18 protein-coding genes and 1 pseudogene are annotated in these 25,588 nt (G+C 70.9%); 13 read left to right on the top strand and 6 right to left on the bottom strand.

Annotated elements, in window-relative coordinates:
* Positions 1-19 precede the first annotated feature (19 nt).
* Positions 20-1,576 carry an MFS transporter gene (locus ACIQMR_RS28465; RefSeq protein WP_401393080.1) on the bottom strand — a complete coding sequence of 519 codons (1,557 nt, stop codon included), beginning with the start codon at positions 1,574-1,576 and terminating at the stop codon, positions 20-22.
* 126 nt (positions 1,577-1,702) lie between these two features.
* Between ACIQMR_RS28465 and ACIQMR_RS28460 the strand changes: the two genes are divergently transcribed.
* From ACIQMR_RS28460 to ACIQMR_RS28450, 3 genes are all read left to right on the top strand, one after another.
* The gene (locus tag ACIQMR_RS28460) at positions 1,703-2,329 is read left to right on the top strand and encodes a TetR/AcrR family transcriptional regulator (RefSeq protein ID WP_401393077.1); all 627 of its coding nucleotides are present in this window, start codon (positions 1,703-1,705) and stop codon (positions 2,327-2,329) included.
* A 72-nt stretch (positions 2,330-2,401) separates the two neighbouring features.
* A complete protein-coding gene (locus ACIQMR_RS28455) occupies positions 2,402-3,112 on the top strand; it encodes a ribonuclease HII (RefSeq protein WP_401393074.1) in 711 nt (236 codons plus the stop codon).
* Between the two features lie 105 nt (positions 3,113-3,217).
* Positions 3,218-3,838, top strand: coding sequence for a hypothetical protein (locus ACIQMR_RS28450; RefSeq protein ID WP_401393071.1), 621 nt, complete (start codon positions 3,218-3,220; stop codon positions 3,836-3,838).
* 232 nt (positions 3,839-4,070) lie between these two features.
* On the opposite strand, the gene ACIQMR_RS28445 is transcribed toward ACIQMR_RS28450, so the two are convergent.
* Both ACIQMR_RS28445 and ACIQMR_RS28440 read right to left on the bottom strand, forming a co-directional pair.
* The gene (locus ACIQMR_RS28445; protein ID WP_401393069.1) at positions 4,071-4,700 is read right to left on the bottom strand and encodes a hypothetical protein; all 630 of its coding nucleotides are present in this window, start codon (positions 4,698-4,700) and stop codon (positions 4,071-4,073) included.
* A 218-nt stretch (positions 4,701-4,918) separates the two neighbouring features.
* Positions 4,919-7,090, bottom strand: coding sequence for a RecQ family ATP-dependent DNA helicase (locus ACIQMR_RS28440; RefSeq protein ID WP_401393067.1), 2,172 nt, complete (start codon positions 7,088-7,090; stop codon positions 4,919-4,921).
* Positions 7,091-7,200: 110 nt separating this feature from the next.
* Between ACIQMR_RS28440 and ACIQMR_RS28435 the strand changes: the two genes are divergently transcribed.
* The 7 genes from ACIQMR_RS28435 to ACIQMR_RS28405 all read left to right on the top strand — a co-directional run bounded on the left by ACIQMR_RS28435 (position 7,201) and on the right by ACIQMR_RS28405 (position 17,764).
* Complete coding sequence (locus ACIQMR_RS28435; RefSeq protein WP_401393064.1) at positions 7,201-8,598, top strand: DUF4192 domain-containing protein; 1,398 nt, start codon at positions 7,201-7,203, stop codon at positions 8,596-8,598.
* A 328-nt stretch (positions 8,599-8,926) separates the two neighbouring features.
* Positions 8,927-10,837: a glycogen debranching N-terminal domain-containing protein gene (locus ACIQMR_RS28430; RefSeq protein WP_401393062.1), complete on the top strand. Its 1,911-nt coding sequence runs from the start codon at positions 8,927-8,929 to the stop codon at positions 10,835-10,837.
* An 85-nt stretch (positions 10,838-10,922) separates the two neighbouring features.
* Positions 10,923-11,681: an NUDIX domain-containing protein gene (locus ACIQMR_RS28425; RefSeq protein WP_401393059.1), complete on the top strand. Its 759-nt coding sequence runs from the start codon at positions 10,923-10,925 to the stop codon at positions 11,679-11,681.
* A 217-nt stretch (positions 11,682-11,898) separates the two neighbouring features.
* Entirely contained in the window at positions 11,899-13,773 is a 1,875-nt protein-coding gene (locus ACIQMR_RS28420) for an ATP-binding cassette domain-containing protein (protein WP_401393056.1), read from the top strand.
* Between the two features lie 159 nt (positions 13,774-13,932).
* Positions 13,933-14,820 carry a FadR/GntR family transcriptional regulator gene (locus tag ACIQMR_RS28415; RefSeq protein ID WP_358669860.1) on the top strand — a complete coding sequence of 296 codons (888 nt, stop codon included), beginning with the start codon at positions 13,933-13,935 and terminating at the stop codon, positions 14,818-14,820.
* Positions 14,821-15,167: 347 nt separating this feature from the next.
* Complete coding sequence (locus ACIQMR_RS28410; RefSeq protein ID WP_401393052.1) at positions 15,168-16,736, top strand: RNA polymerase sigma factor; 1,569 nt, start codon at positions 15,168-15,170, stop codon at positions 16,734-16,736.
* A 194-nt stretch (positions 16,737-16,930) separates the two neighbouring features.
* A complete protein-coding gene (locus ACIQMR_RS28405; RefSeq protein ID WP_401393049.1) occupies positions 16,931-17,764 on the top strand; it encodes a S1 family serine peptidase in 834 nt (277 codons plus the stop codon).
* 227 nt (positions 17,765-17,991) lie between these two features.
* Here the strand turns inward: ACIQMR_RS28405 and ACIQMR_RS28400 are convergent, their stop codons facing one another.
* Entirely contained in the window at positions 17,992-18,222 is a 231-nt protein-coding gene (locus ACIQMR_RS28400; protein WP_266388359.1) for a hypothetical protein, read from the bottom strand.
* A 435-nt stretch (positions 18,223-18,657) separates the two neighbouring features.
* Between ACIQMR_RS28400 and ACIQMR_RS28395 the strand changes: the two genes are divergently transcribed.
* The 3 genes and pseudogenes from ACIQMR_RS28395 to ACIQMR_RS28385 all read left to right on the top strand — a co-directional run bounded on the left by ACIQMR_RS28395 (position 18,658) and on the right by ACIQMR_RS28385 (position 23,124).
* Positions 18,658-20,775, top strand: a complete 2,118-nt coding sequence (locus ACIQMR_RS28395) for a type IIA DNA topoisomerase subunit B (protein WP_401393046.1) — start codon at positions 18,658-18,660, stop codon at positions 20,773-20,775.
* A gap of 139 nt (positions 20,776-20,914) precedes the next feature.
* A pseudogene (locus tag ACIQMR_RS28390) lies at positions 20,915-21,391 on the top strand (DUF485 domain-containing protein); the annotation flags it as partial.
* A gap of 140 nt (positions 21,392-21,531) precedes the next feature.
* A complete protein-coding gene (locus ACIQMR_RS28385; protein ID WP_401393043.1) occupies positions 21,532-23,124 on the top strand; it encodes a cation acetate symporter in 1,593 nt (530 codons plus the stop codon).
* A gap of 36 nt (positions 23,125-23,160) precedes the next feature.
* Here ACIQMR_RS28385 and ACIQMR_RS28380 read toward each other — a convergent pair whose 3' ends face one another.
* Both ACIQMR_RS28380 and ACIQMR_RS28375 read right to left on the bottom strand, forming a co-directional pair.
* Entirely contained in the window at positions 23,161-23,871 is a 711-nt protein-coding gene (locus ACIQMR_RS28380; RefSeq protein ID WP_401393040.1) for a response regulator, read from the bottom strand.
* Complete coding sequence (locus ACIQMR_RS28375; RefSeq protein WP_401393037.1) at positions 23,868-25,544, bottom strand: ATP-binding protein; 1,677 nt, start codon at positions 25,542-25,544, stop codon at positions 23,868-23,870. The genes ACIQMR_RS28380 and ACIQMR_RS28375 overlap by 4 nt, the downstream gene beginning before the upstream one ends.
* Between the last annotated feature and the right edge of the window lie 44 nt (positions 25,545-25,588).

Below are 25,588 nucleotides of genomic sequence, written 5' to 3'. Positions count from 1 at the left end.
TGACTTTCGGCCGCTGTCGCTAGGCGACCGGCCCGCCGGCTCCCGCGTTGCCGCTGAGCGCGTCCAGGTCGCTCTTGCGGACCCGGATCACCAGCACCGCCGTGGCCAGTGCCAGGAGCACCATGGCCACCGCGGCGACGAACGAGCTCGATATGCCCTCGGTGAGCACTTCGTGGCCCCAGGGGGCCGGCAGCTCCTGCGTCCTGGCGAACTCCGCCTGCTGCTCAGGCGTCGCCTGTGCCATGAACGACGGAATCTGCTTCTCCGCTTCGTCGCGGCTCGCCGTACCGAACACGGTGACCAGGATGGACAGCCCGAGCGAACCACCGACCTGCTGTGTCGCGTTGAGCAGCCCGGAGGCCGCGCCCGCCTCGTGCTGTGCGACGCCCGAGACGGCGGTCAGCGTCAGCGTCACGAAGTTGAGGCCCATGCCGAAGCCGAAGAGCACCATCGGGCCGAGGACCCCGCTCGGATACGAACTGTCCGGGCCGATGAGGGTCAGCCAGAGGAGACCCACTCCGGTGATGGCGGAACCGGTGACCATGAAGGGCTTGGGGCCGAGCACGGGCAGCAACCGCTGCGAGAGGCCCGCGCCGGTGATGATCGCGACCGTGACCGGGAGGAAGGCCAGACCGGCCTGGATCGGGCTGTAGCCGAGCACGTTCTGCACGAACAGCACGATGAAGAAGAACATGCCGAACATCGCCGCGGCGAGACTCAGCATGATGAGGTATGTACCCGACCGGTTCCGGTCGGCGAACATCCTCAGCGGTGTGATCGGCTCGCGCGCTCGTGACTCGACGACCGCGAAGGCGCCGAGCAGGACGACCGCCGCACCGAACGATCCCAGGGTGAGCGCGTCCCGCCAGCCCTCCTCGGAGGCCCGGATGAATCCGTAGACCAGCGAGGCCATGCCGGCGGTGGAGGTCAGCGCCCCCGCCACGTCGAAGCGGCCGGGGTGCCGCTCCGACTCGTTGATGTACAGCGGCGCGAGGAAGGCGATCAGAATGCCGATCGGGACGTTGACGAAGAGGACCCAGCGCCAGTCGAGCCACTCCGTGAGCATGCCGCCGGTCAGCAGCCCGATGGCGCCTCCTCCGGCCGAGACGGCAGCGAAGACGCCGAACGCCCGGTTCCGCTCGGGCCCTTCGGGGAACGTCGTCGTGATCAGTGCCAGTGACGTCGGTGACGCGATCGCGCCGCCGACACCCTGGAGCGCGCGGGCCGCCAGCAGCTGCCACGGCTCCTGGGCGAGTCCGCCGAGCAGCGAGGCGAGCGTGAAGACGAGGATGCCGGTCATGAACACGCGCCGACGGCCGAGTATGTCGCCGGCCCGGCCGCCGAGGAGCAGCAGGCCGCCGAACGTCAGTGTGTAGGCGCTGAGCACCCAGGAGAGATCGGTGGTCGAGAAACTGAGCGCGTCCTGGATATGCGGAAGCGCGATGTTCACAATCGTCGCGTCGAGTACCACCATGAGTTGGCAGGCGGCGATTACGGTGAGGGCGATTCCGGGTCGCCCCTCCCGGCGGGCGGAGCCCGGCTTGCGCAGTGCTTCTAGCTGAGAGGTGGTCACCATGGTCCCCCCACACATGAGTTAGTGAACGGGTCCGTTCACTGCGTTGTTCACGGTAGTGAGTCCCCAACAGTGAACGCAAGCGTTCACTGCACTGCCGCATTACCGCACTGCGATGGAGAGTTGTTGATGGTTACTTCGCGATCTGCGGCCGCCGCTCGGCCGCAGTCGGTGTCATTGCGCCGCCGTGGGCCCGTGCTCGAGCGGGCGATCCTCGACGCCGCGCTCGAGCAGCTGAGTACGGTCGGCTGGGGCGGCCTCACCATGGAGGGCGTCGCCGCCGGTGCCCAGACCGGCAAGGCCGCCGTCTACCGTCGCTGGCCCTCCAAGGAGGACCTGGTCGAGGACGCCCTACGGGCGGGGCTTCCCTCGCTCGAGGACGCGCCCGATCAGGGGAGCGTCCGGGAGGACCTCTACCAGCTCTGCCGGCGGATGCGGACGGCGATGTACTCGAAGCCCGGGTTCGCGCTGCGCGCAGTCCTTCACGAATGCGACGCGTCCACGGCAGAGCGCTTCCACGCGCTGATCGTCAGCGGTGTGATCGAGCCCTCGGTCCGTCTCTTCCGGCAGGTTGTGGACCGCGGTGTCGACAGGGGTGACGTGCGTCCCGACGCCCTGGACGACATGGTCTTCGATGTCATCCCGGCGATGATGATGTATCGCTCCAAGGTGTGCGGGAGCGAATGGGGAGATGCGGACATCGCCGAGATGATCGATCGGGTCATGATCCCTCTGCTGTGCCCGCGCAAGGGCTGACGGACGGAAGGCGCCGGAGACGGGATCCCGGGGTTTTGTGGCCGGGCGCGGCGGCGTAACCTGTCTGGCGCCATGCCGTACGAACCACCCACCCACACCGTTGAGCGCTCGCTCCGGGCCACCACCGGTGCCAGGATCATCGCCGGAGTCGATGAGGTCGGGCGAGGAGCGTGGGCCGGGCCGGTCACGGTGTGCGCCGCCGTCACCGGGCTGCGCAGACCGCCCCAGGGGCTCACCGACTCCAAACTGATCAGCCCCAGGCGCCGTACGGAACTGGCGGCCGAGCTGGAGAAGTGGGTCACCTCGCACGCCCTCGGGCACGCCTCTCCGGAGGAGATCGACGAGCTGGGAATGACCGCGGCACTGCGGCTGGCCGCCGTGCGTGCCCTGGACGCGCTGCCGGTACGACCCGACGCGGTGATTCTCGACGGCAAGCACGACTACCTGGGGACGCCATGGCAGGTCCGGACGGTCATCAAAGGTGACCAGTCGTGTGTCGCGGTCGCGGCCGCGTCCGTCATCGCCAAGGTGCACAGGGACGCGTTGATGGCCGAGCTGGGGCTGGACTCGGGGGCGTACGAACGGTTCGCCTTCGCCGACAACGCCGGCTACCCCTCGCCCGTGCACAAGGCGGCATTGGAGGAGCTCGGCCCCACGCCGTACCACCGCCTCTCCTGGGCCTATCTCGACGCGATGCCCCGGTGGCGGCATCTCAAGAAGATCCGGATCTCCGTGGAGACGGCCGCCCTGGAAAGCGGAGGGCAACTCGGCTTCGACTTCTGAACCGGGCGGCGCCAGACCGCCGTGCGAATGGGCCGAAGGGCCCGGTCGCACCTATGTGCCCACCCGCCGATGCCGCTCGCACCGGCGTTTGATAGATATCCACCCATGCCTCTCATCCCCGAGGAGCCTCAGATTCACGAGAGTGCCCAGGGTCCCCGCGCCACTCCGGCCGCAGGCCGCACCGCGCCGACCCCTCGTCCCGTACCCGGTCCGCGCAACGCGGCCGCTCCCCGTCCCGGTCGCCCAGGCCCCGGTCCGGCGAGGTCCACGCCGTCCGCGCAGCGCATACACACCTCCGCCGCGTCGACCCAGTCGCCACGGCCGGAGAGTCCTTCCATGCCGCAGATCCAGATCATCCCCGCCTCCGCCGAGGGTGCGCTCGACGCCGCCGACGAGGCCGTCGACCTGCTGCTCGACACCGGACGTGCTCCGGGTGACATCCTCGTGCTGACCACGGGGGAGCAGCACCCCTGGGCGGCGCATGAACTGTCCTTCGGCGAGAGTGCCTACTGGGCCCAGCTCGACGCCGGTGACGACGTCTTCTACGCGGACGCCGCCTCGGCGCAGCGTGCGTCGGTCCGTCCCGTGGTCGTCGTAGCCGTCAACGGCGGCAGCGACGACGGCACCGCAGGCATGCTGCCCGTCGCCATGGGCCGCGCCGGCGCACTGCTCATCGTGTGCGGCGACCCGCAGCGGATCAACGCGGCACTCGGCGCGGGCGTCTGAGCCGACAGGCACAGCGCGCCGAACCGGCTGGGGCCGGCCCGGCACCAGGCACGTCCGGTGCTACGCCTGCCCCCTGCCGCGAGGCGCCGTCGTCCGGCGCGCGGTGTCGCGGCCGTGCCGTTGCCGCGCCACCTTGCACGGAGGCCGGTGCGGCGTACCCGCAGACCCAGAGCTGCCGACCGGTGTGACGCGCATGCGCCGCAGCTCCGTCAGGGGCTGCCCAGGGGTGGTCTCAGCGTGCCGCCGTACGGCGGAGCGCTTCGGCTGCACCGCTCGCGGTCCGCAACGGCACCGGACCGGGACCGGCCACGATGTCCGCGAAACCACTCGGCGGGGACTCGGAGTTGGGCCGGCGTCCGCCGCGCCCTTCACCCAGCACCTGCCAACCGCCGCTCGTCAGCGTGATGTACGCACCACAGCGCAGGCCGTGCAACGTGCACGCGTCCCGCAGCCCCCACATCCAGGCCCCGTCCTCCTCCGTCCATCTCTCGTCGCCGTCACGGCAGTAGAGGAGCACGGCGGTACGCACCGGAGCCCGACGGCGCAGGTCGTGCGGGATGACCCGGCGCAGCTGTGCGAGCAGTGCGTTGCGCAGTTCCCAGCCATCCGCCAGGACGGGGCGACGGGCGAACGAGGCGCTGGCGATGAGCCGTTCCTCATGGTCGAGCACGGCGACGACGGCGGTCGACGGCATGGGCTGATGACGGATGTGCAGGCCGCTCACTACCTCGCGTGGGTTGCGCAGGAGAGGGATCCCGGCTTCCGCCCACTCGGCGGGCTCCAGCATCCTGGCCAGACGGCTGGCGGAATCGGCGGATCCACCGAGTGTGGTGGCTGCGGACGAAGCGAATCCGAAGGTCACGGTCCTCCCTTCGCATTCGCGCCCACAGTGCGGGCAGAGTCGGGTGAGGGCGCACCGCGGCACAGCACTTCCGGTCCGCGATGGCACCGTGCGGGGGCGGTGCCTCCAATTCTTGCGGGCCCAGGGGCAAGCGGCAACGAGCAATTGAGACCGCTGACTGGAATGGGCAGAAATGGTGGTCATATCCCTGCCCATCGGGACTCCTTGTCACGCGTCATTCACGCTTGAACCGCCAGGACCAGCGGAAACACCCCCTCTGCTCCGGCCCGCCGCAGCAGCCGTGCCGCGACCGCGATGGTCCAGCCGCTGTCCGAAAGATCATCGATGAGCAGCACGGGACCGTGTGCCTCGGCCACTGCCCGGGCCAGAGCGGGCGGAACGACCAGGGCTTCGTGCAGCCCTCGCACCCGCTGGGCGCTGTTCGTCCGTGAGATGTGTGTGTCCTCGGCCCCGGGCACGTACTCGACGGTGCCGAGGAAGGGCATCCGGCCGACCTCGGCGATCCGGGACCCGAGGGACCCGACGAGTGTGGGCTTGGAGCGCGAGGCGACGGTGACGACCCCGGCGGGGCGGGAGGGCGCGTCGTCGGCTCCCGACGACCAGCCACCCGGACCCTTGGCCCAGTCGGCCAGCACACTCACGACGGCATGGGCCACGTCGTCCGGAACCGGCCCGTCGGGGGCATGAGGGGTGAGCATGGGGCGCAGCCGGTTGCCCCATCCGATGTCGGAGAGCCGCCCCAGCGCCCGGCCCGCGAAGGCCTGTTCGCCGGTCGGGATGCGTCCCTTGAGGTCGACGCCGACGGCCGGGAGCCCGGTCGGCCACATCTTTCGCGGTTCGACCTCCACGCCCGGACGGCCGAGCTCTCCGCGTGCGGCGTCCAGCGCGGCGCCGGACACCGCGGCGTCGAAGCGGGCTCCCGCGCAGTTGTCGCAGCGGCCGCACGGGGCGGCCTCCTCATCGTCCAACTGCCGCCGCAGGAACTCCATGCGGCACCCCACCGCCGACGCGTAGTCACGCATCGCCTGCTGCTCGGCCTCTCGCTGACACGCCACCCACGCGTAGCGCTCGGAGTCGTACGTCCAAGGCCGCCCGGTCGCCGTCCAGCCGCCCTTCACACGGTGCACCGCTCCGTCCACGTCGAGGACCTTGAGCATCGTCTCCAGCCGCGTACGCCGCAGCTCGACCAGAGGCTCCAGGGCGGGCAGCGAGAGCGGCCGGTCCGCCTGCGCCAGCACATCCAGGGTGCGGCGCACAAGATCCTCCGGTGGGAACGCGACCGAGGCGAAGTACTGCCAGATCGCCTCGTCCTCCTTGCCGGGCAGGAGGAGCACCTCGGCGTGCTCCACACCGCGGCCGGCCCGGCCCACCTGCTGGTAGTAGGCGATGGGTGACGACGGCGAGCCGAGGTGGACCACGAATCCGAGGTCGGGCTTGTCGAAGCCCATGCCCAGCGCGGAGGTGGCCACCAGGGCCTTGACGCGGTTGGCGAGCAGATCCTCCTCCGCCTGCTGGCGGTCCGCGTTCTCCGTGCGGCCCGTGTAGGACGCCACCGTGTGCCCGCAGTGCCGCAGATACGCCGTGACCTCCTCGGCCGCGGCGACGGTGAGGGTGTAGATGATTCCGGAGCCGGGGAGCTCGCCGAGATGGTCCGCCAGCCAGGCCAGGCGGTGGGCCGCGTCGGGGAGCTGAAGCACGCTCAGGCTGAGACTCTCCCGGTCCAGCGCCCCGCGCAGCACCAGCGCGTCGGTGCCCGCGCCGGTGCCCAACTGCTCAGCGACGTCCGCGGTCACGCGTGCGTTGGCCGTGGCGGTGGTGGCCAGCACCGGAACGCCGGACGGAAGATCGGCGAGCATCGTCCGCAACCGGCGGTAGTCGGGCCGGAAGTCATGGCCCCAGTCCGAGATGCAATGGGCCTCGTCCACCACGAGAAGCCCCGTGGCGGCGGCGAGCTTCGGCAGCACCTGGTCCCGGAAATCGGGATTGTTGAGCCGCTCAGGACTGACCAGCAGAACGTCGACCTCGCCGGCGGCGACCTCGGCCTGGACCGTGTCCCACTCCTCCATGTTCGACGAATTGATCGTCCGCGCCCGGATACCCGCGCGGGCGGCCGCCTCGACCTGGTTGCGCATGAGCGCGAGCAGCGGCGACACGATCACCGTCGGACCGCTGCCACGCTCGCGCAGCAGGGAGGTCGCGACGAAGTACACGGCGGACTTGCCCCAGCCGGTCCGCTGCACGACCAGCGCTCGGCGCTTGTCGGCGACGAGCGCCTCGATGGCCCGCCACTGGTCCTCGCGCAGCCTGGCGGCGCCGGTGGTGTCGCCGACGAGGCGTGCGAGTACGGAGTCGGCCGATGCCTTGAGCTCTGCGCGGTCTGCGTTGGTCATGCCTCCATGCAACCCGATGGCACGGACAAAGCGCGAACGAGGCACCCGGCCTGTGGATAACGTTATCCACAGGGGTCGCGGAGTCGTGGCGGTCGCGGGACCGTCGTGCCATGAACAAGCACCACGAACCCACCGGGCCGGCCGACGACGACCAGCAGCAGATCACGCTGCGCGGACCTGCCGAACTGGCCGATGCCCTGCCGTACATGCTGGGCTTCCATCCGACCGACTCGATCGTGCTCGTCGCGCTCCACGGCGACCGCGGCCGCTTCGGCGGCCGTCTGAGGCTGGGTATTCCCGACTCACCGCACGAGTGGCTGCCCGTCGCTCAGCACCTCGCCGAATGCCTTATCGAAGGGAGCGAGCGCCGCGGTACCCGGCCCGACGGCATCGTCGTCTTCCTCTGCCGGGACCCGGCGGAAGGGGAGACGGGCCGGGCGGTGATGGAGCGGTTGCGGCCCCTCGCGCAGTGGCTCCGGACGTCCTGCGGCGCCCTGGACGTTCCCGTCCTGGAGGCGCTCTGCATCTCCGGCGGCCGTTTCTGGAGCTACTCGTGCCCGGACTCCCGTTGCTGTCCGGCGGAGGGGACGGCCATGGCGATGCCGGGCACATCGGTGATGGCCGCCGCCGCGGCCTATGCAGGCATCCAGGTCCGGGGATCGCTGCGGGAGATGGAGGCGCGCCTGGAGCCGCTGCGGACCCCGGCCGCGGCAGATCAGGAGCGGGCCCTTGACTCCGCCGGCGCCCTCCTCGTGCCGAGGATCCTGCACGGCGGGAGCAAGGAGGAGGTCGGGGCGGAGACTCTGGGGCTCGCTCGCAGGCTGATGAAACGTCTGGGAGACAGGGCGACGTTGGGGGTCGGCCCGTCGACGGCGGATGCGGGCGACGACAAGCTCATCTCCCACGACGAGGCGGCCGCCGTGATCCTCGGCCTCCAGGACCGGGAGACCCGGGACCTGGCCGCGGCCTGGATGGAAGGGCCGCAGGCGCACCGCGCGCTGAGGCTGTGGCGGGCGCTGGCGCGCCGCTGCGTCGGTCCCTACGCGGAGCACGCGGCGGCACCGCTCTCGCTGGCAGGCTGGGTGTCCTGGTCGACCGGGGACGAACCAGGTGCGCGGGTCGCGCTCAGCCTCGCCCTGCGCGTCGACCCCGAATACGTCTTCGCGCGACTGCTCCACCAGGCGTGCAACGAAGGGCTGGACCCCGAGGACCTGCGCCGCTGCCTGCGCACGCAGACCATGGGCGGCGCCGTGGACGCCGTCGGAGCCCGGGCGGCCGCGCCGGAAGCGCCGGCACAGGCGCCTGCGGTGCCGGGGCCTACCGGGCCGGCGGGGCCACCGGAACGCACGGCGACCCGCGCCGGGAGTCGGCGCCCCCGGTCGCGCCCCCGGACAGCGCGTCCGGCCGACGGCAGGAAGAGCCCCGCGCCGGATCCCGGTGTCCCGCGGGCCCGGAGCAGGGCGCGCTCCACCAGGCGATCCGGTGAGCGCGATGCGGGCTCCCGGTGATGACCGGCGTGACCCCGCAGTATGCGCGGCCGTTCACCTGGGTGGCGATGTCCTACGCCCCGTGCCGCCGTCCCCGACGCGGCTGCCCGGAGCCCACAGAAGGCACAGCAGACCCCACATGGCTCTCAGCGACCCACCTCAGGCCTCGGCACCGGGCCCGCGTCTCGGCACGGCCTGGCTCACCGCCCCGTCAACGGTTCCGCCGGCACGTTCGGCGCCCGCCAGCAGCGCACGGTCGAGCCCGGGCCGAAGCACCCACCCCGGTGCTGCTTCAACCGGCAACCCGGGACGGCCGGCGGGAGACCCGCCACCGCTGCACCACACCCTCATGTGCGTCGCGCTGCCGAGCCTGGCGGTGTCCGCGGAGCACGGCCAGCTCACCGGCCAAGGACTGGAAGGGGTCTATCGCGCGGGCCGGAGGCTGCTGTCGCGCAGCCGGCTGCGGATCGCCGGACGCGAACCGGTCATGGTCCAGGGACGACTCGTCTCCGCGAACCGGGCAACGTTCTTCGGCGTGGCACGCACCCATGGCGACGCAGGGCCCGATCCCGAGATCGGTGTGGAGCGATCGCGGGATGCCGACGGCAGCGAACGCATCGTGCTGCGCAGCTGGTCCGCCCGGACCGTCAGGCTCCCGGTCGAGCTCGCACTCGGCACCGATCTCGCGGAGCTGGCCGCGGTGGCGACGGGCCGTGCCGGGCCGGAGCTGCCTGCCGGCGTCCACGACGGGGGACTGCGCTGGTCCACGACCGGCTGTCGCGCCGCCGTCACAGCGTCCCCTCCTCCCCAGGACGCTCTCGCCTCGGCCGGACTGCTGCGATGGGAGGTCGAGCTGGCACCCGGTGGGACACACACCATCGAAGTCCGCGTCCGCTCGGAGGGGATGGTGCGGCGTCCCCTGTGCCACGGAGGCGGTCCACCGGCGGAGGCGGAGGTCGAGGGCGACGATCCGCGTGTCCGGAGCCTGCTGCGGACATGCCTGGCCGACCTGGAGGCGCTGCTCCTGCGCGACCAGGACCATCCCCGTGACGTGTATCCCGCGGCGGGTGTGCCGTGGCGCTGCGGTCTCGCGCCCGCGGAAGCGCTCTGGGCGGTGCGCATGGCGCTCCCGGTCGGCACGCGTCTGGCCACGGGTACGCTGCGCACGCTCGCCAGGACCCAGCTCGGTGGAACGGGCCGGGACGCCGGCCGGATCCCCGGACCGTTCCGGGACGCCGGCCCGCATCTCCCGCCCAACTGCACTGGAATCGAAGCGACGCTCGCCTTTCCGGCCGTTCTCGCCGAAGCATGGCGCTGGGGGCTCCCCGAGCAGGAGCTGCACGAGTTGCTGCCCGCGGCCGAGCGTTGTCTGCGCTGGCTGCGTACAGCCGCGGGTGAGGACGGGCTGCTGTCCGAGCCGGGCCCCGCCGGGACGCGGCGTGCCGAGACACAGGCCCATGCGCACCGGGCAGCCGTGCTGGGCGCCGACCTGCTGGAGGCGTCCGGACGGCCGGGGGCGGGCTGGTGGCGGGAGCGGGCCGGTGCCATGCGCCGTGCGTTCCGCGAGGCGTTCTGGATCGACGACCGCACGGGTGGCAGGCCCGCGGCCGCGCGCGCCCGCGACGGCCGGCCGGTGCCTCATCTCGGCGGGGGCGCGGCGCACCTCCTGGACACGGGGCTGACCAGCGGCGGCCGTCCCGCACCCGGTCTGCTCGACAAGGTGCAGACGGAGCAGCTGGCACGCCTCCTCGGCGCCCCCGACCTCGACACCGGATGGGGACTGCGCAGCCTCGGTGCCAAGGAGCCGGGCCACAATCCGTACGGCCACCGGTCCGGGGCGGTGCGGGTGCACGAGACGGCCGTGGCGGTCGCCGGCCTGGCAGCAGCCGGCTACGAGAAGGAAGCGAGTTCCCTGCTCCGCGGGCTCCTCGATGCCGCGCAGGCATTCGGCCATCGGCTCCCGGACATGTACGCGGGGGAGCAGCGCACGACAGGCGCCGTGCCGCTTCCGCACCCTGCCGCGTGTCGCCCGGCGGCCGTGTCCGCCGCGGTCGGCATCCACCTCCTCGGCGCGCTCGCGGGTATCGGGCCGGACGCCCCGGCGGGCACGGTCGCTCTGCGTCCGCTGCGCAATGCGCCCCTCGGCGCCGCGCGGTTGTCCGGGCTCCGGGTCGCCGGGGAGCCGTTCGCGGTGCGCGTCAGCAGGCTCGGACTCGGGATGGTCGAGGAAGCTGCCGACGGACTCCAGTTGGGCGTGTGACCGGATGGGGCCGGCGCATGAAGAAGTCGTCATTCCCGATCACGAAGGGAGTGTTTATCGTCAGGGAGACGACTATGATCGCGGCATGCCCTACGACCCGTCGGCCTTTCCGCCCTTCGCTGTCACCGTCGACCTGGTCGTGCTCACCGTGCGGCGCCATGCGCTGTGTGCCCTGGTCGTCCGTCGCGGAGAGCCGCCGTACCAGGGGCGCTGGGCACTGCCCGGGGGCTTCGTCAGGGCCGACGAGGACCTCGCGGGCGCGGCGGCGCGCGAGCTCGTCGAGGAGACGGGGCTGTGCGTGCACGACCCCGGTTCGCCCGCGCCCGCCAACGGGGCCCATCTGGAACAGCTCGCCACCTACGGCGACCCGAAGCGGGACCCCCGCATGCGGGTGGTGAGCGTCGCGCATCTCGCTCTCTCCCCGGATCTGCCGGCGCCGCGCGCCGGCGGCGACGCGAACAGCGCGCGCTGGGCGCCCGTCGAGAGCTTGCTGAACCAGGAGAACGGCGCCCGGGACGACGAGCAGGCCGCGCCTCTCGCCTTCGACCACGCCCGGATCCTGGCCGACGGCGTGGAGCGGGCCCGCTCCAAGATCGAGTACTCGTCACTGGCCACGGCGTTCTGCCCGCCGGAGTTCACCGTCGGCGAGTTGCGGCGGGTGTACGAGGCGGTGTGGGGCGTCGCGCTGGATCCCCGGAACTTCCATCGCAAGGTGACCGGCACGCCGGGCTTCCTCGTACCCTCGGGAGGCACCACGACTCGCCAGGGCGGGCGCCCTGCACAGTTGTTCAGGGCCGGGGGCGCGACCCTCCTGAATCCGCCCATGCTGCGCCCCGAGATCTAGGAGTGTCCGGCGGGTCTCGCTGGGCTCGCGACGCCCTGCGACTCCGTCTCCCTAGGTAGGCCTCCTCCGTCCCGCGCTCGTCAGCGCGTTCCGACGGTCTGACACCCGGCCCCGATGCTGCGTACCAAGTCCGAAATGTCGCGTTATCGTGCTGCGGTATCCGCACTTGCCGCGTACCGCCCAGCCGCCGAGCGGTCCCACCTCCGCGAGGGAAGCGATGCTCCAGGCCATCGGACTCACCAGCACGCCCCGCCGACACCTCCCGCCCATGGTGGACGATCTGACCTTCGAGGCACGGCCCGGCGACGTCACCGCGCTGCTCGGGGCCCCGGGTTCGGGCAAGACGACGGCCCTGCGTCTGATGCTCGAACTGGAGACGGGGCGTGGCGTCACGTACTTCCGCGGCCGCCCCCTGCACACCATCTCGGGTCCCGCCCGGGAAGTGGGTGCATTGCTGGGTGTGGTTCCCGGCCATCCTGCCCGCACCGCACGCGGTCAGCTCCGGATGCTCTGTGCCGCCGCCGGAGTGCCCGTCTCACGCGCCGACGACATGCTCGACGTCGTGGGCATCGCCGCCCTGCGCGACGCGCGGCTCGGCACACTCTCGCTCGGCATGGACCGCAGACTGGGCCTCGCCGCCGCCCTGTTGGGGGACCCTCACACCCTGCTGCTCGACGATCCCGCCCGCGGCCTCTCGCCGCGTGAGAACAGCTGGCTGTTCGGACTGCTGCGTGCTCATGCCGCGCACGGCGGGACCGTTCTCTACACGACCGCGGACCCCAAGGAGGCCGCCCGGACCGCCGATCACGTCGTCACCATCGACAGGGGCCGGCTCGTCGCCGACCAGGACGTGGCCGAGTTCGCCCGCACCCGGCTGCGGCCACGTGTCGCGGTCCGCACTCCGCACGCGGCACGGCTCGCCACGGTGGTAGGCCGCGAGGCGCGGGCCGCACGCCGCTCCGTCGAAGTCGTCACCGAGGGCGGCGGCCGGCTCTCCGTGTACGGCAGCAGCTGCGCCGAGATCGGCGAGACCGCCTTCCGGCACGGCATCCTCGTCCACCAACTCGCCCAGGAGATCGGCGACGCAGGCCCCGTCACCACCCCGCACGTCACGACCCCGCACGTCACCACTCCACACGCCACCGCGACCCCCCGCACGCCGACCACGCGCACCCCGACCACGCCCGTACCGAACGCTCCCGCCGCCGCGTCCGCACCACCCGCCCCCGCCGACGCCGGCCCGCGCGGCCCAGGAGAGCCCTCCCACGCGACGCGAGGGGTCCCAGGTCCCCGTCTCCCCTCCCGCCCTCGGCGTGCGCCCCTGCAGCCGCTTCAGCCGCTGCGGTACGAACTGCGGCGCTTTCTCGGTGTCCGGACGACCCCTGTGATCGTGGCGGCCGTGCTCGTCGTCTCCGCCGTGCTCTCCGCGCTCCTCGCGCAGACCGGCCGCACATCGCTGCCGAGCCTCCTGGCCGCATGGCCAGGACCGCTGCCGCTGCCGCCCGCCGCGCTGGCTGCGGGTCTGCTCGGTGCGCTCTCCTTCGGAGAGGAGTTCCGCTACCCGGCGCTGGCGGCCGCCGGCGGAACGGTCCCCCGCCGCCTCGGTCTGCTGCTCGCCAAACTCACGGTGTCGGCCCTCACCGCGCTGCTGATCGGCTGCGCCGTCGTCGTGCTCGACGCGCAGGTGCTGTGGCTTCTCTACGGGACCGAGCCCTTGCCCCTGCCGGAGAACTGGCTTTCACTGTCGGCGAGTTGGACGGGCCTCCTGGTCGGCTGCGCCTGGTCCGGGCTGCTCGCCGCGGGGATCTTCCGGCGCACGGCCCCGGGAGTGGCGGCCGTGCTGGCCGTACCGATGGTCATGGTTCCGCTGGTGCAGAAGGCGTTCGCAGGCGCGTCCGGGCGTTCGGTCGCCGGACTCCCGATCCGTCTGCGTGAGCTGCTGTGGGTGCAGTGGCCCTACGAGGTGGACCGCTGGCTGCTGGCGGGGCTGCGCATGCTCGTCCAACCCGTGGGCACGGCACTGGCATTGTCGTTCTCGGTTCTGCTCTGCACGTATCTGTTCATCGGCCTTCGCGGCAGGGCGCGTTGGTGACCAGTTCGGTTCGCAGTGCGATGAGCTGCCCGTAACTCCCAGGGGAATGACCGTTTCTTCCCTATAAGGCGTCAATTGAGAGGTGGGCGCCGATCACCCTTTCGTGTGCTTTTCACCAAAGACCTCAAGGGCGGCAGGGGGCGCGCCGACAAAGGATGCGTGAGTACCCTTGCGCACACCATGATGACCGCCGCCCGCCCCGCCGAGTCCGGCCTCGCCGGCCCGGGCGATCTCGACCGCTACCCCTACCCGGAGGTGCCCGGCGTCGACCGCGTCGGACCCCCGGCCTGGGACGCCACGGAAACCGAGTTGGGCCGGGCCGGCCGCCGTACGGCGGGCAGCCGGGGTCGCGGGCTGCACGGTCAACTCGTCCAGCAGCTGGGCCAGATGATCGTCTCCGGCGACCTCGGGGCCGACCGTCCGCTCGTACCCGAGGAGATCGGCCAGCGCTTCGAGGTCTCCCGCACCGTGGTCCGGGAGTCGCTGCGCGTCCTCGAGGCCAAGGGCCTGGTCAGTGCCCGCCCGAACGTCGGCACCCGGGTCCGCCCGGTCAGCGACTGGAATCTGCTCGACCCCGACATCATCGAATGGCGCGCCTTCGGCCCGCAGCGTGACGACCAGCGCCGTGAGCTGAGCGAGCTCCGCTGGACGATCGAGCCGCTGGCGGCCCGGCTCGCCGCGGGCCACGGCCGGGAGGACGTGCAGCAGCGGCTCGGCGACATGGTCGAGATCATGAGTCACTCGCTCACACAGGGTGACGGAATCACCTTCACGCGCGCCGACGCCGAGTTCCACTCCCTCCTCATCCAGGTCGCGGGCAACCGGATGCTGGAGCACCTGTCCGGCATCGTCGCCGCCGCTCTCCAGGTCTCCGGAGGGCCGGTCGCCGGCTGTGACCGCCCTTCCGAGGCGTCCCTGGCGCACCACGCCAGGATCGTCGACGCCCTGGCCGCCGGCGACGCGCACGGCGCCGAGTCGGCCATGCGCCAACTGCTCACCGTCCACCCGGAGGTGGAGCGCGTCGTGCCCGCCCCGCGCGAGCACTGAACCGCGGCCGCGGCCGGGGCGTTCCGAGGCGTACCCATCGTGTGTCGCCGGACCCTCGGGTCCGGCGACACGATTGTGGAGGCGAATATGGAGCGAACTCCCCATTTGGTCGTTTAGTCGCAAATGAGGTGTGACTCGGGCCACGCGGATTGGGCGTAACACTCCTCGAAACAGTGCGATGACCTAAGAGGTGACAGCCGAGGAGGGAATACAGACGTCGTTCACGACGCTGTTCAGCTCTGAGGTCCAGCCCGCGCCGTCGGTACATCCCCAACCGGCGGTCGTCGGCTCCGGCCCGATCATGGGCGGGGCCGGAAGCCGTTTTCCATCGTTCCGAGAGGTTGTTCGTGTCGGCCAGCACATCCCGTACGCTCCCGCCGGAGATCGCCGAGTCCGAGTCTGTGATGGCGCTCATCGAGCGGGGAAAGGCTGATGGGCAGATCGCCGGCGATGACGTGCGTCGGGCCTTCGAGGCTGACCAGATTCCGCCAACCCAGTGGAAGAATGTTCTGCGCAGCCTCAACCAGATCCTCGAGGAAGAGGGTGTGACGCTGATGGTCAGTGCCGCGGAGTCGCCCAAGCGCACCCGCAAGAGCGTCGCAGCGAAGAGCCCGGCGAAGCGCACCGCCACCAAGACCGTCGCGGCCAAGACGGCCACGGCCAAGACCGTCGCGGCCACCGCCGCACCGGCGGCCACGGCCGACGAAACCGTCGGTGACACTGCCGACGAGACCGCGACGCCCGCGAAGAAGGCCGCGGCGAAGAAGACCGCGGCCAAGAAGACGACGGCGGCCAAGAAGACCGCCGCCAAGAAGACGACGGCCGCGAAGAAGACGACCGCCGCCAAGAAGGACACCGACGAGCCGGCCGAGGGCGAGGAAGCACTCGAGGAGGCGCAGCCCGGCAAGGCGGGCGCCGACGAGCCCGAGGGCACCGAGAGCGCCGGCTTCGTCCTCTCCGACGAGGACGAGGACGACGCCCCCGCGCAGCAGGTCGCGGCGGCCGGTGCCACTGCCGACCCGGTGAAGGACTACCTCAAGCAGATCGGCAAGGTCCCCCTGCTCAACGCCGAGCAGGAGGTCGAGCTGGCCAAGCGCATCGAGGCGGGCCTGTTCGCCGAGGACAAGCTGGCGAACTCCGACAAGCTCGCCCCGAAGCTCAAGCGCGAGCTGGAGATCATCGCCGAGGACGGGCGCCGAGCCAAGAACCACCTGCTGGAGGCCAACCTCCGGCTGGTCGTCTCGCTCGCCAAGCGCTACACCGGCCGCGGCATGCTCTTCCTGGACCTGATCCAGGAGGGCAACCTCGGTCTGATCCGCGCCGTCGAGAAGTTCGACTACACCAAGGGCTACAAGTTCTCCACGTACGCCACCTGGTGGATCCGTCAGGCGATCACCCGCGCCATGGCCGACCAGGCCCGCACCATCCGTATCCCGGTGCACATGGTCGAGGTCATCAACAAGCTCGCGCGTGTGCAGCGCCAGATGCTCCAGGACCTGGGCCGCGAGCCCACCCCGGAGGAGCTGGCCAAGGAACTCGACATGACCCCGGAGAAGGTCATCGAGGTCCAGAAGTACGGCCGTGAGCCGATCTCCCTGCACACCCCGCTGGGTGAGGACGGAGACAGCGAGTTCGGTGACCTGATCGAGGACTCCGAGGCGGTCGTCCCGGCCGACGCGGTCAGCTTCACGCTCCTCCAGGAGCAGCTGCACTCGGTGCTCGACACCCTGTCGGAGCGCGAGGCGGGAGTCGTCTCCATGCGCTTCGGTCTCACCGACGGCCAGCCGAAGACTCTCGACGAGATCGGCAAGGTCTACGGCGTGACGCGCGAGCGCATCCGTCAGATCGAGTCCAAGACGATGTCGAAGCTGCGCCACCCGTCGCGGTCCCAGGTGCTGCGCGACTACCTGGACTAGGAAGAACGAGGGCGGCATCGCCCGTACGAGGGCCCGGATCCCGCGAGGGAACCGGGCCCTCGGCCTTTTCGGCGAGGGACGGCGACCGCGGCGCGGCCAGGACCGGTTGCTCACCGATGTCGCGCGGGTGCGGACCGTGGCGGTCTGATCGACCCTGAGTGGACGCAGATCACCGGAGAGTCAGGAGACCGCCCATGCGACGCCCCATCCCCCGAGCCCTGACGGGCGCCTTGGCCCTGGCCTCCGCGGCCGCCTTGGCGCCGCTCGCCTCCCCGGCTCCGGCGGCTGCCGACAGCGTGATCATCGGAGGTGCTCCGGTGCGGTCCGCCGACACGCCTTGGGTCGTCGCCCTGTCCAGCCGTGACCGGTTCGGGGGTATCCGGGCCGGTCAGTTCTGCGGCGGTGTCGTGGTGGCGCCGACGAAGGTGCTCACGGCGGCCCACTGTCTCGGCAGGGAGGTGCTCGGGGCGACCGTGAGCGAGGTGAAGGATCTGCGAGTGATCGCCGGGCGCGAGGATCTGCGGGCGCCGGGCGGTCAGGAGGTCCAGGTCCAGCAGGTGCTGGTCGCTCCCGCGTACGACCCGCGGACGAGCTCCTCGGACCTGGCCGTGCTGACGCTGGCGAGCGCGCTGCCCGCCGGCCATGTCATCAAGACGGCGACCCGTGGTGATGCCGCGAACACACCGGGTACCGCCGCGGCGGTCTACGGCTGGGGCGACACGACAGGGGCCGGTACGTACGCCTCCGCGCTGCGCGCCGCGCCCGTGCAGGTGCAGCCGGACACGGTGTGCGCGCGGGCGTATCCCGGCACCGCGCTGGGAGGCCGCTACATGCCCGCCACGATGCTGTGCGCCGGGGACGCGAAGGGCGGGCACGATGCCTGCCAGGGAGACAGCGGTGGCCCGTTGGTGGCGCAGGGGCGGCTGATCGGGATCGTGTCCTGGGGCAGCGGATGTGGCCGCGCGGACAGCCCTGGGGTCTACACCCGGGTCTCCGAGGTGCTGCCCACGATGGCCGACAAGCTGTGAGGCCAGGAGCAGTTGGTCACATATCGAACGCTTTCGGTGACCGGGCGCGAAGAGGAAATGACGGGTTCGAGGATATGGACGACGGTGCATGGCTCACGTGTGGTGGCGCACCGTAAACCGCTGTGCGGCTCAGAGTTACGAGAATGGGCGGCCACCCCTGCGAGGGGGTGGCCGCCCATTGGCCGGTCCCGGACCGGCCCTTTGGCTCGTCGGTGGGAGGGGCGGGGTCAGCGCTCGTCTTCTCCGGCGCCGGCCGGTACGGCCGTCAGTCGGTCCGTCTCGTCCTGTATCTCAGCGGCGATCTTCTTGAGTTCCGGCTCGAACTTGCGCCCGTGGTGGGCACAGAAGAGCAGCTCACCGCCGCTTGTCAGGACGACTCGCAGGTACGCCTGGGCACCGCAGCGGTCGCAGCGGTCAGCGGCCGTCAGGGGGCTCGCGGGGGTCAGAACAGTAGTCACGTCGCCTCTTCTCTAGCTCGACGAGCTGTCGTACCAGGGTCAACATCCAACCAGGCCGAAAACGTTCCCGCTCGTGCCTTTTCCTTGAAACTTCTTCTCAAGGTGGCTGTCTGCTGCCGGTTGGCGGCGAATGTGCCGTATTGCTTCGCACTACGGTTTCGCTTGCTTGTCTCGGTCGTTCAGTCCTCCCGGCGGGGTTGCCGGTTGTTCATGAGGACGTGCCCGGAGCCTAAATGGTTCATGCCCGGAAGGGAACGTGATGTGCGCGTCACTCCATCGAGGGATCGAACGTGTATGCGACTCTGGACTAGCATGTTGAATCATGAGGGTGGCGTTACATCGGCTCTACCAGGCCTCGGTACCCTCTGACCGGCGACCGATGCCGGGCCCTTACCCCCACAGGGCCAGATTCAAATTCAGCGAGGAGCGAACCGCGTGACCGCCGAAACGTCCGTGCCGTCGAGTGCGCTGCTGACCGCAGACCGTGACGGTTCCAACTACACCGCGCGGCACCTGCTCGTCCTCGAGGGGCTCGAGGCGGTTCGCAAGCGACCGGGTATGTACATCGGATCCACCGACAGCCGTGGCCTCATGCACTGCCTGTGGGAGATCATCGACAACTCGGTGGACGAGGCCCTCGGGGGGTACTGCGACCACATCGAGGTGATCCTCCACGAGGACGGCTCGGTGGAGGTCCGGGACAACGGCCGGGGCATTCCCGTCGACGTGGAGCCCAAGACCGGTCTGTCCGGCGTCGAGGTCGTCATGACCAAGCTGCACGCCGGCGGAAAGTTCGGCGGCGGCTCGTACGCGGCCTCCGGCGGTCTGCACGGCGTGGGAGCCTCCGTCGTCAACGCCCTCTCCGCCCGCCTCGACGTCGAGGTGGACCGCGGCAGTGCGACGCACTCGATCAGCTTCCGGCGCGGTGTGCCCGGCATGTTCACCGAGTCGGGCCCCGACGCGCCCTTCGATCCGGCCAACGGGCTGATCAAGGGCAAGCGGGTGCCCAAGACCCGTACCGGCACGCGCGTACGCTACTGGGCGGACCGGCAGATCTTCCTCAAGGACGCCAAGCTCTCCTTGGACACGCTTTACCAGCGTGCCCGTCAGACCGCCTTCCTCGTGCCGGGTCTCACCATCGTCGTCCGTGACGAGCGCGACCTGGAGGGCGAGGGCAAGTCGCAGGAGATCTTCCGTTTCGACGGCGGCATCAGCGAGTTCTGCGAGTACCTCGCCCAGGACAAGGCCGTATGTGACGTTCTGCGGCTGACCGGTAACGGCACCTTCAAGGAGACCGTGCCGGTCCTCGACGACCGCGGCCACATGACACCGACCGAGGTCACCCGGGACCTCACCGTCGACATCGCCCTGCGCTGGGGCACCGGTTACGACACCGCGGTCAAGTCGTTCGTCAACATCATCGCCACCCCCAAGGGCGGCACCCACGTCACCGGCTTCGAGCGCTCCGTCACCAAGACGGTCAACGAGGTGCTGCGCTCCGCGAAGCTGCTGCGCGTCGCCGAGGACGACATCGTCAAGGACGACGCACTCGAAGGCATGACCGCCGTCGTGACCGTGCGGCTCGCCGAGCCGCAGTTCGAGGGCCAGACCAAGGAGGTCCTCGGCACCTCCGCGGCCAACCGCATCGTCGCCAATGTCGTGGCCAAGGAGCTCAAGGCGTTCCTGACCTCCACCAAGCGCGATGCGAAGGCGCAGGCCCGCGCGGTCCTGGAGAAGGCCGTCGCCGCCGCGCGTACGCGTATCGCGGCACGCCAGCACAAGGAGGCGCAGCGCCGGAAGACGGCCCTGGAGTCCTCCTCGCTGCCGGCCAAGCTCGCCGACTGCCGCAGCGACGACGTCGAGCGGAGCGAACTCTTCATCGTCGAGGGCGACTCGGCGCTCGGTACGGCCAAGCTCGCCCGGAACTCCGAGTTCCAGGCCCTGCTCCCGATCCGCGGCAAGATCCTCAACGTGCAGAAGTCGTCCGTCTCCGACATGCTCAAGAACACCGAGTGCGGAGCGATCATCCAGGTCATAGGGGCGGGCTCCGGCCGGACCTTCGACATCGACGCAGCCCGGTACGGCAAGATCGTCCTGCTGGTCGACGCCGACGTCGACGGCGCCCACATCCGCTGTCTGCTGCTCACGCTCTTCCAGCGGTACATGCGGCCGATGGTCGAGGCGGGCCGGGTCTTCGCCGCCGTGCCGCCGCTGCACCGGATCGAGCTGATCCAGCCCAAGCGGGGCCAGGACAAGTACGTGTACACCTACTCGGACAACGAACTGCGCTCCACGCTGCTGGAGTTCCAGCGCAAGGGCATCCGCTTCAAGGACTCCATCCAGCGCTACAAGGGCCTCGGCGAGATGGACGCCGACCAGCTCGCGGAGACCACGATGGATCCGCGTCACCGCACGTTGCGCCGGATCAACATCGGCGATCTGGAGTCGGCGGAGCACGTCTTCGACCTGCTGATGGGCAACGAGGTCGCGCCGCGCAAGGAGTTCATCACCAGCTCCGCGGCCACGCTGGACCGCTCACGCATCGACGCCTGACAGCACGTTCAGGGGCGGAGCGACAACGTCCGTCACCTGATGGGGTGAAGAGAAGGAGAGAAGAGTCCGGGATCTCCCCGTTCTGTCCATCCTTGGGCACGCGACCGAAATGGTTCGCTGACAAGGAGAAGAGCAGAGCGTGGAGAAGCAGCAGGGCCGGGGCGCCGAGGCGGTGCGCATCGACGACCCGTGGTACGACGCGCTGGCCTCCGGCTGGGGTGAACTGGACGGAGCGGGTGGGTCCGGGCCGACCGCGCCCCAGGCCGCCGGAGCCGGGGAGCACCGCCATCGGGCGAGCGACATCTACCTGGAAGTGCACCGCAGTGCCGCTTTCCAGGAGGTGCGCAGCCGCTATCGGCGGTTCGTCGTCCCGGCCACTCTCGCCTTCTTCGCCTGGTACGTGGCGTACGTCGTCGCGGCCACCGCAGCACCCGGGCTGATGGCGAGGCCGGTCGCCGGGGCGGTGAACGTGGCCCTGGTGGCAGGGCTCGGGCAGTTCCTCAGCACCTTCCTGCTGACCTGGGCCTACGCACGGCACGCCCGGCTGCGCAGGGACCGTGCGGCACTGGATCTGCGGTGGACGGTCTTCGACCGGACACGTGACACGGAACCGGCACCCGGGGCGGGACCGGCACGGGTGACGGGCTCGGCCCACGGCGCGGAGCCGGCTCACGGCGCCATGCCGGGGAGTGGCGCCATGCCGGCACATGGGACCGAGGCGGCACGTGCGACCGAGGCGACGCGGGAGAGCGAGCGTTGACCGGCGACCACCAGACCCTGGCGCTGCTGCTGTTCAGCGCCTTCATCGTGGTGACCCTGGCGATCACCACCTGGGTGAGCCGCAACCGCCGGGGCTCGGCGGAGGAGTTCTACGCGGGCGGGCGGTTGTTCTCGCCCATGGAGAACGGGTTCGCCATCGCCGGCGACTACATGTCGGCCGCCTCCTTCCTCGGGATCTCGGGACTCATCGCGCTCTACGGCTACGACGGAATGCTCTACTCCGTGGGCTTCCTCGTCGCCTGGCTGGTCGTTCTGCTGCTCGTCGCCGAACTCGTCCGCAACTGCGGGCGGTTCACGCTCGCCGATGTCGTCGCCGCCCGGATGAGCGAGCGACCGGTCCGTATCGCGGCGGGAACTTCCTCGGTCACCGTCTCCGTTCTCTATCTGCTGGCGCAGATGGTGGGGGCGGGGAGTCTGGTGGCTCTGCTCCTCGGCGGGACGAGCGAGGCCGCACGCTCATGGACCGTCATCGGTGTCGGCGCGCTGATGATCGTCTATGTGTCGTTGGGAGGTATGCGGGCCACCACGTGGATCCAGATCGTGAAGGCCGTACTGCTGATGGCGGGCGCGATCGTGCTCACCGTGCTCGTACTGACGCGCTTCCACGGCGACTTCAACCAGCTGCTCAACACCGCCGCCGAACAGAGCGGTCACGGCAAGGACTTCCTCTCGCCGGGACTGCGGTACGGCGGGGACTGGACCGCGCGCCTGGACTTCATCAGCCTCGGACTCGCACTCGTGCTCGGTACCGCCGGACTGCCGCACATCCTGTCCCGCTTCTACACCGTCCCGACCGCGCGGGCCGCCCGCCGCTCGGTCGTCTGGTCCATCGCACTCATCGGCAGCTTCTACCTGATGACGATCGTGCTCGGTTTCGGCGCGGCGGCCATCCTCGGCACGGACGACGTGCGCGCGTCGAACGCCGCGGGGAACACGGCGGTTCCGCTGCTCGCCCTCGATCTCGGCGGAGGCGCGGGCTCCACCGGCGGCACGGTGCTGTTCGCCGTCGTCGCCGCGGTCGCCTTCGCGACGATCCTCGCAGTCGTCGCGGGGATCACGCTCGCGTCCTCGGCGTCGGTCGCGCACGATCTGTACGCGTCCCTGAAGCGCCGCCACGCGAAGCAGCACAGCGAGGTCGCGGTGGCGCGGTTCGCCGCGGCCGGCATCGGCGCGGCCGCGATCGCGCTCGGCCTGCTCGCCCGCGACCTGAATGTGGCCTTCCTGGTGGGTCTCGCCTTCGCGGTCGCCGCCTCGGCCAATCTCCCGGTGCTGCTCTACTCGCTGTTCTGGCGGAACTTCACCACCCGCGGCGCAGTGTGGTCGGTGTACGGCGGACTGATCCCGGCGGTACTGCTGGTGCTGCTCTCACCCGTGGTCTCCGGCACCCCGGAGGCGCTGTTCCCGGGGCTGGACTTCGATCTCTTCCCCCTGCAGAACCCCGGACTGGTCTCCATCCCCCTGGGCTTCCTGGCCGGCTGGATCGGCACGATCACCTCGGCGGATGAGCCGGACGAGGCGAAGCACGCCGAGACGGAGGTACGGGCGCTCACGGGGGCGGGCGCGGTGTGACCGGACCAGAGCCCCGGCCGAGAAATGGTTCCGAGGTCAGGACTGGTTCCGGCCGCTCGCCGTCCAGGCGTAGCGGTGCTCCGGGCGGCCCGTTTCGCCGTAGCGCAGGGAGAGCCGGACACGGCCCGAGCGTTCCAGGAGCTTGAGATAGCGCTGAGCCGTCTGGCGGCTGACGCCGGCGCTTTCGGCGATCTCCTGGGCCGAGAGCGGGGCATCGGCGGCCAGGAGCACTTTGCGGACGAGCCCTGCGGTGGTGGGGGAGTGGCCCTTGGGGAGGTCCGGGGAGGCCGTGGCGGAGAGGGCGCCGAAGATGCGGTCCACCTCCGCCTGTTCGGCCTCGCCGCCGCCCTCCAGGGTGCGGCGCAGGGCCGCGTACGCCTCCAGCTTGGTGCGCAGGCCGGCGAAGGTGAACGGCTTCACCAGATACTGGAGGGCGCCGTGCCGCATGGCCGCCTGGACGGTGGCCACATCACGGGCGGCGGTCACCATGATCACGTCCGTCTGCAGTCCGAGGCGGCGCAGTTCCCGGACGACCGCGAGCCCGTTCTCGTCCGGGAGGTAGTGGTCCAGCAGGATCAGGTCCACGGGCACCTCGGCGATACGGGCGAGCGCCTCGGCGGCCGAGTGGGCAAGGGCCGCGACCCGGAATCCGGGCAGCTTGGTCACGTACGCCGCGTTGATCTTCGCGACCCGGACGTCGTCGTCCACGACCAGGACGTTGATCGGCGCGTCGGGCACCGCGGTCATCGAGTCTCTCCCACCGTCGCGAGTCCCGGCTCCAGCCCCGGTTCCGCCAGGGCTTCGGGCAGCACGACGGTGAACTCCGCGCCGCCGCCCAGGTCCTGGCCCGCCCCGGTGACCCGGGCGCTGCCGCCCTGCCGTTCCGCGAAGCGCCGGACCAGAGCGAGCCCGAGCCCTCTCTTGCCGTGAGCCGGCAGTTCCTTGGTGGACCAGCCCTCGGTGAAGATCAGGTCGCGCCGCTCCGCAGGCACCCCCGGCCCGCTGTCGGAGACGCGCAGGACGACGGTGCGGCCCTCGCCGAGCAGCTCGATCTCGATGCGCGGGTCCTCGGACCCGGCCGCCGCGTCCAGCGCATTGTCGACGAGATTGCCGACGACGGTCACCAGCCCGCGCGGGTCCACCAGTCGATCGGGCAGCAGCGTCCCGGGCGCGATCCGCAGCGAGACGCCCCGCTCGGCCGCCACCGTCGCCTTGCCGACCAGCAGCGAGGCCAGCAGGGGATCGTGGACCTTCTCGGTGACCTGCTCCGCGGTGGCGCGGTGCACGCCCACGACCTCGGTCACGAATTCCACGGCCTCCTCGTGCATCTCCAGCTCCAGCAGCCCGAGCAGCGTGTGCATACGGTTCGCGTGCTCATGGTCCTGGGCGCGGAGCGCGTCGATCAGACCACGGGTGGAGTCCAGCTCACGGCCGAGCTGCTCCAGTTCGGTGCGGTCGCGGAGCGTGGCGACCGCGCCCCCGTCGTCGGTCGGCATCCGGTTGGCGATGAGCACCCGATGGCCCCGCACGGTCACCAGGTCCTCGCCGGTGACCCGGCCGGCCAGCACATCCGTCGTGCGGCCTTCGCCGAGGACCTCGTCCAGCGGCCGGCCGGTGGCCTCGGGGCCGAGACCGAGCAGACGCTGTGCCTCGTCGTTCAGGAGCCGGACACGGCCCGACCGGTCGAGGGCGACCACGCCCTCGCGGATGCCGTGCAGCATCGCCTCCCGCTCGGCGAGCAGCGCCGAGATGTCGGAGAAGGCGAGGTCGTGGGTCTGCCGCTGGAGCCGTCGGGAGATCATGTACGCGGCGAGGGCGCCGACGGCCAGTGCGCCGCCCGCGTAGGCGAGCAGCCCCGGGATCGCGGCGAGCAGCCGGTCGCGGACGCTGTCGTACTCGATGCCGACCGAGACGGCGCCGATGATCCGGCCTTCGTCGTCACGGAGCGGGACCTTGCCGCGGGCGGAGCGGCCGAGCGTACCGCTGTCGATCTCCATGACATGTCCGCCCGCGAGCGGCCGGCTGGGGTCGGTGGAGACGACTTCGCCGATCTGTCCAGGGTCGGTGTGCGACCAGCGCACCCCGCGGGCGTCCATGATCACGACGTACTCGGCGCCGGTGCTGTGCCGGATGCGCTCCGCCTCGCGCTGGACCGGTCCGCGTACGGACGGCTGCGAGGTGAGGAGGCCCTCGGCGACCTTCGGCGACGCCGTGGTCTCGGCGATGGCGAGCGCACGGCGCATCGCCTCGTCGTCCAGCTGGGCGCTGAGCGGAGCCAGGAAGAGGCCGGTGGCCAGGACGGTGACACCGGTGGCGATGGCCAGCTGCATCAGCAGGACCTGCGCGAAGACCCGCCGCGGCCAGCCGAACCGCCACCGTCTCGGCGGTGCGCCTGTGCGGCCGGTCGGTGCGGGGCTCATACACATGCACGGTAAAGGGCCTGGACGCCCTTCGGAAAATCCCT

Source organism: Streptomyces sp. NPDC091376, from assembly GCF_044757085.1.
GTDB lineage: Bacteria > Actinomycetota > Actinomycetes > Streptomycetales > Streptomycetaceae > Streptomyces > Streptomyces pratisoli.
The sequence above is the reverse complement of the archived record's forward strand: the minus strand, read 5'-3'. Positions and strand labels throughout refer to the sequence as shown.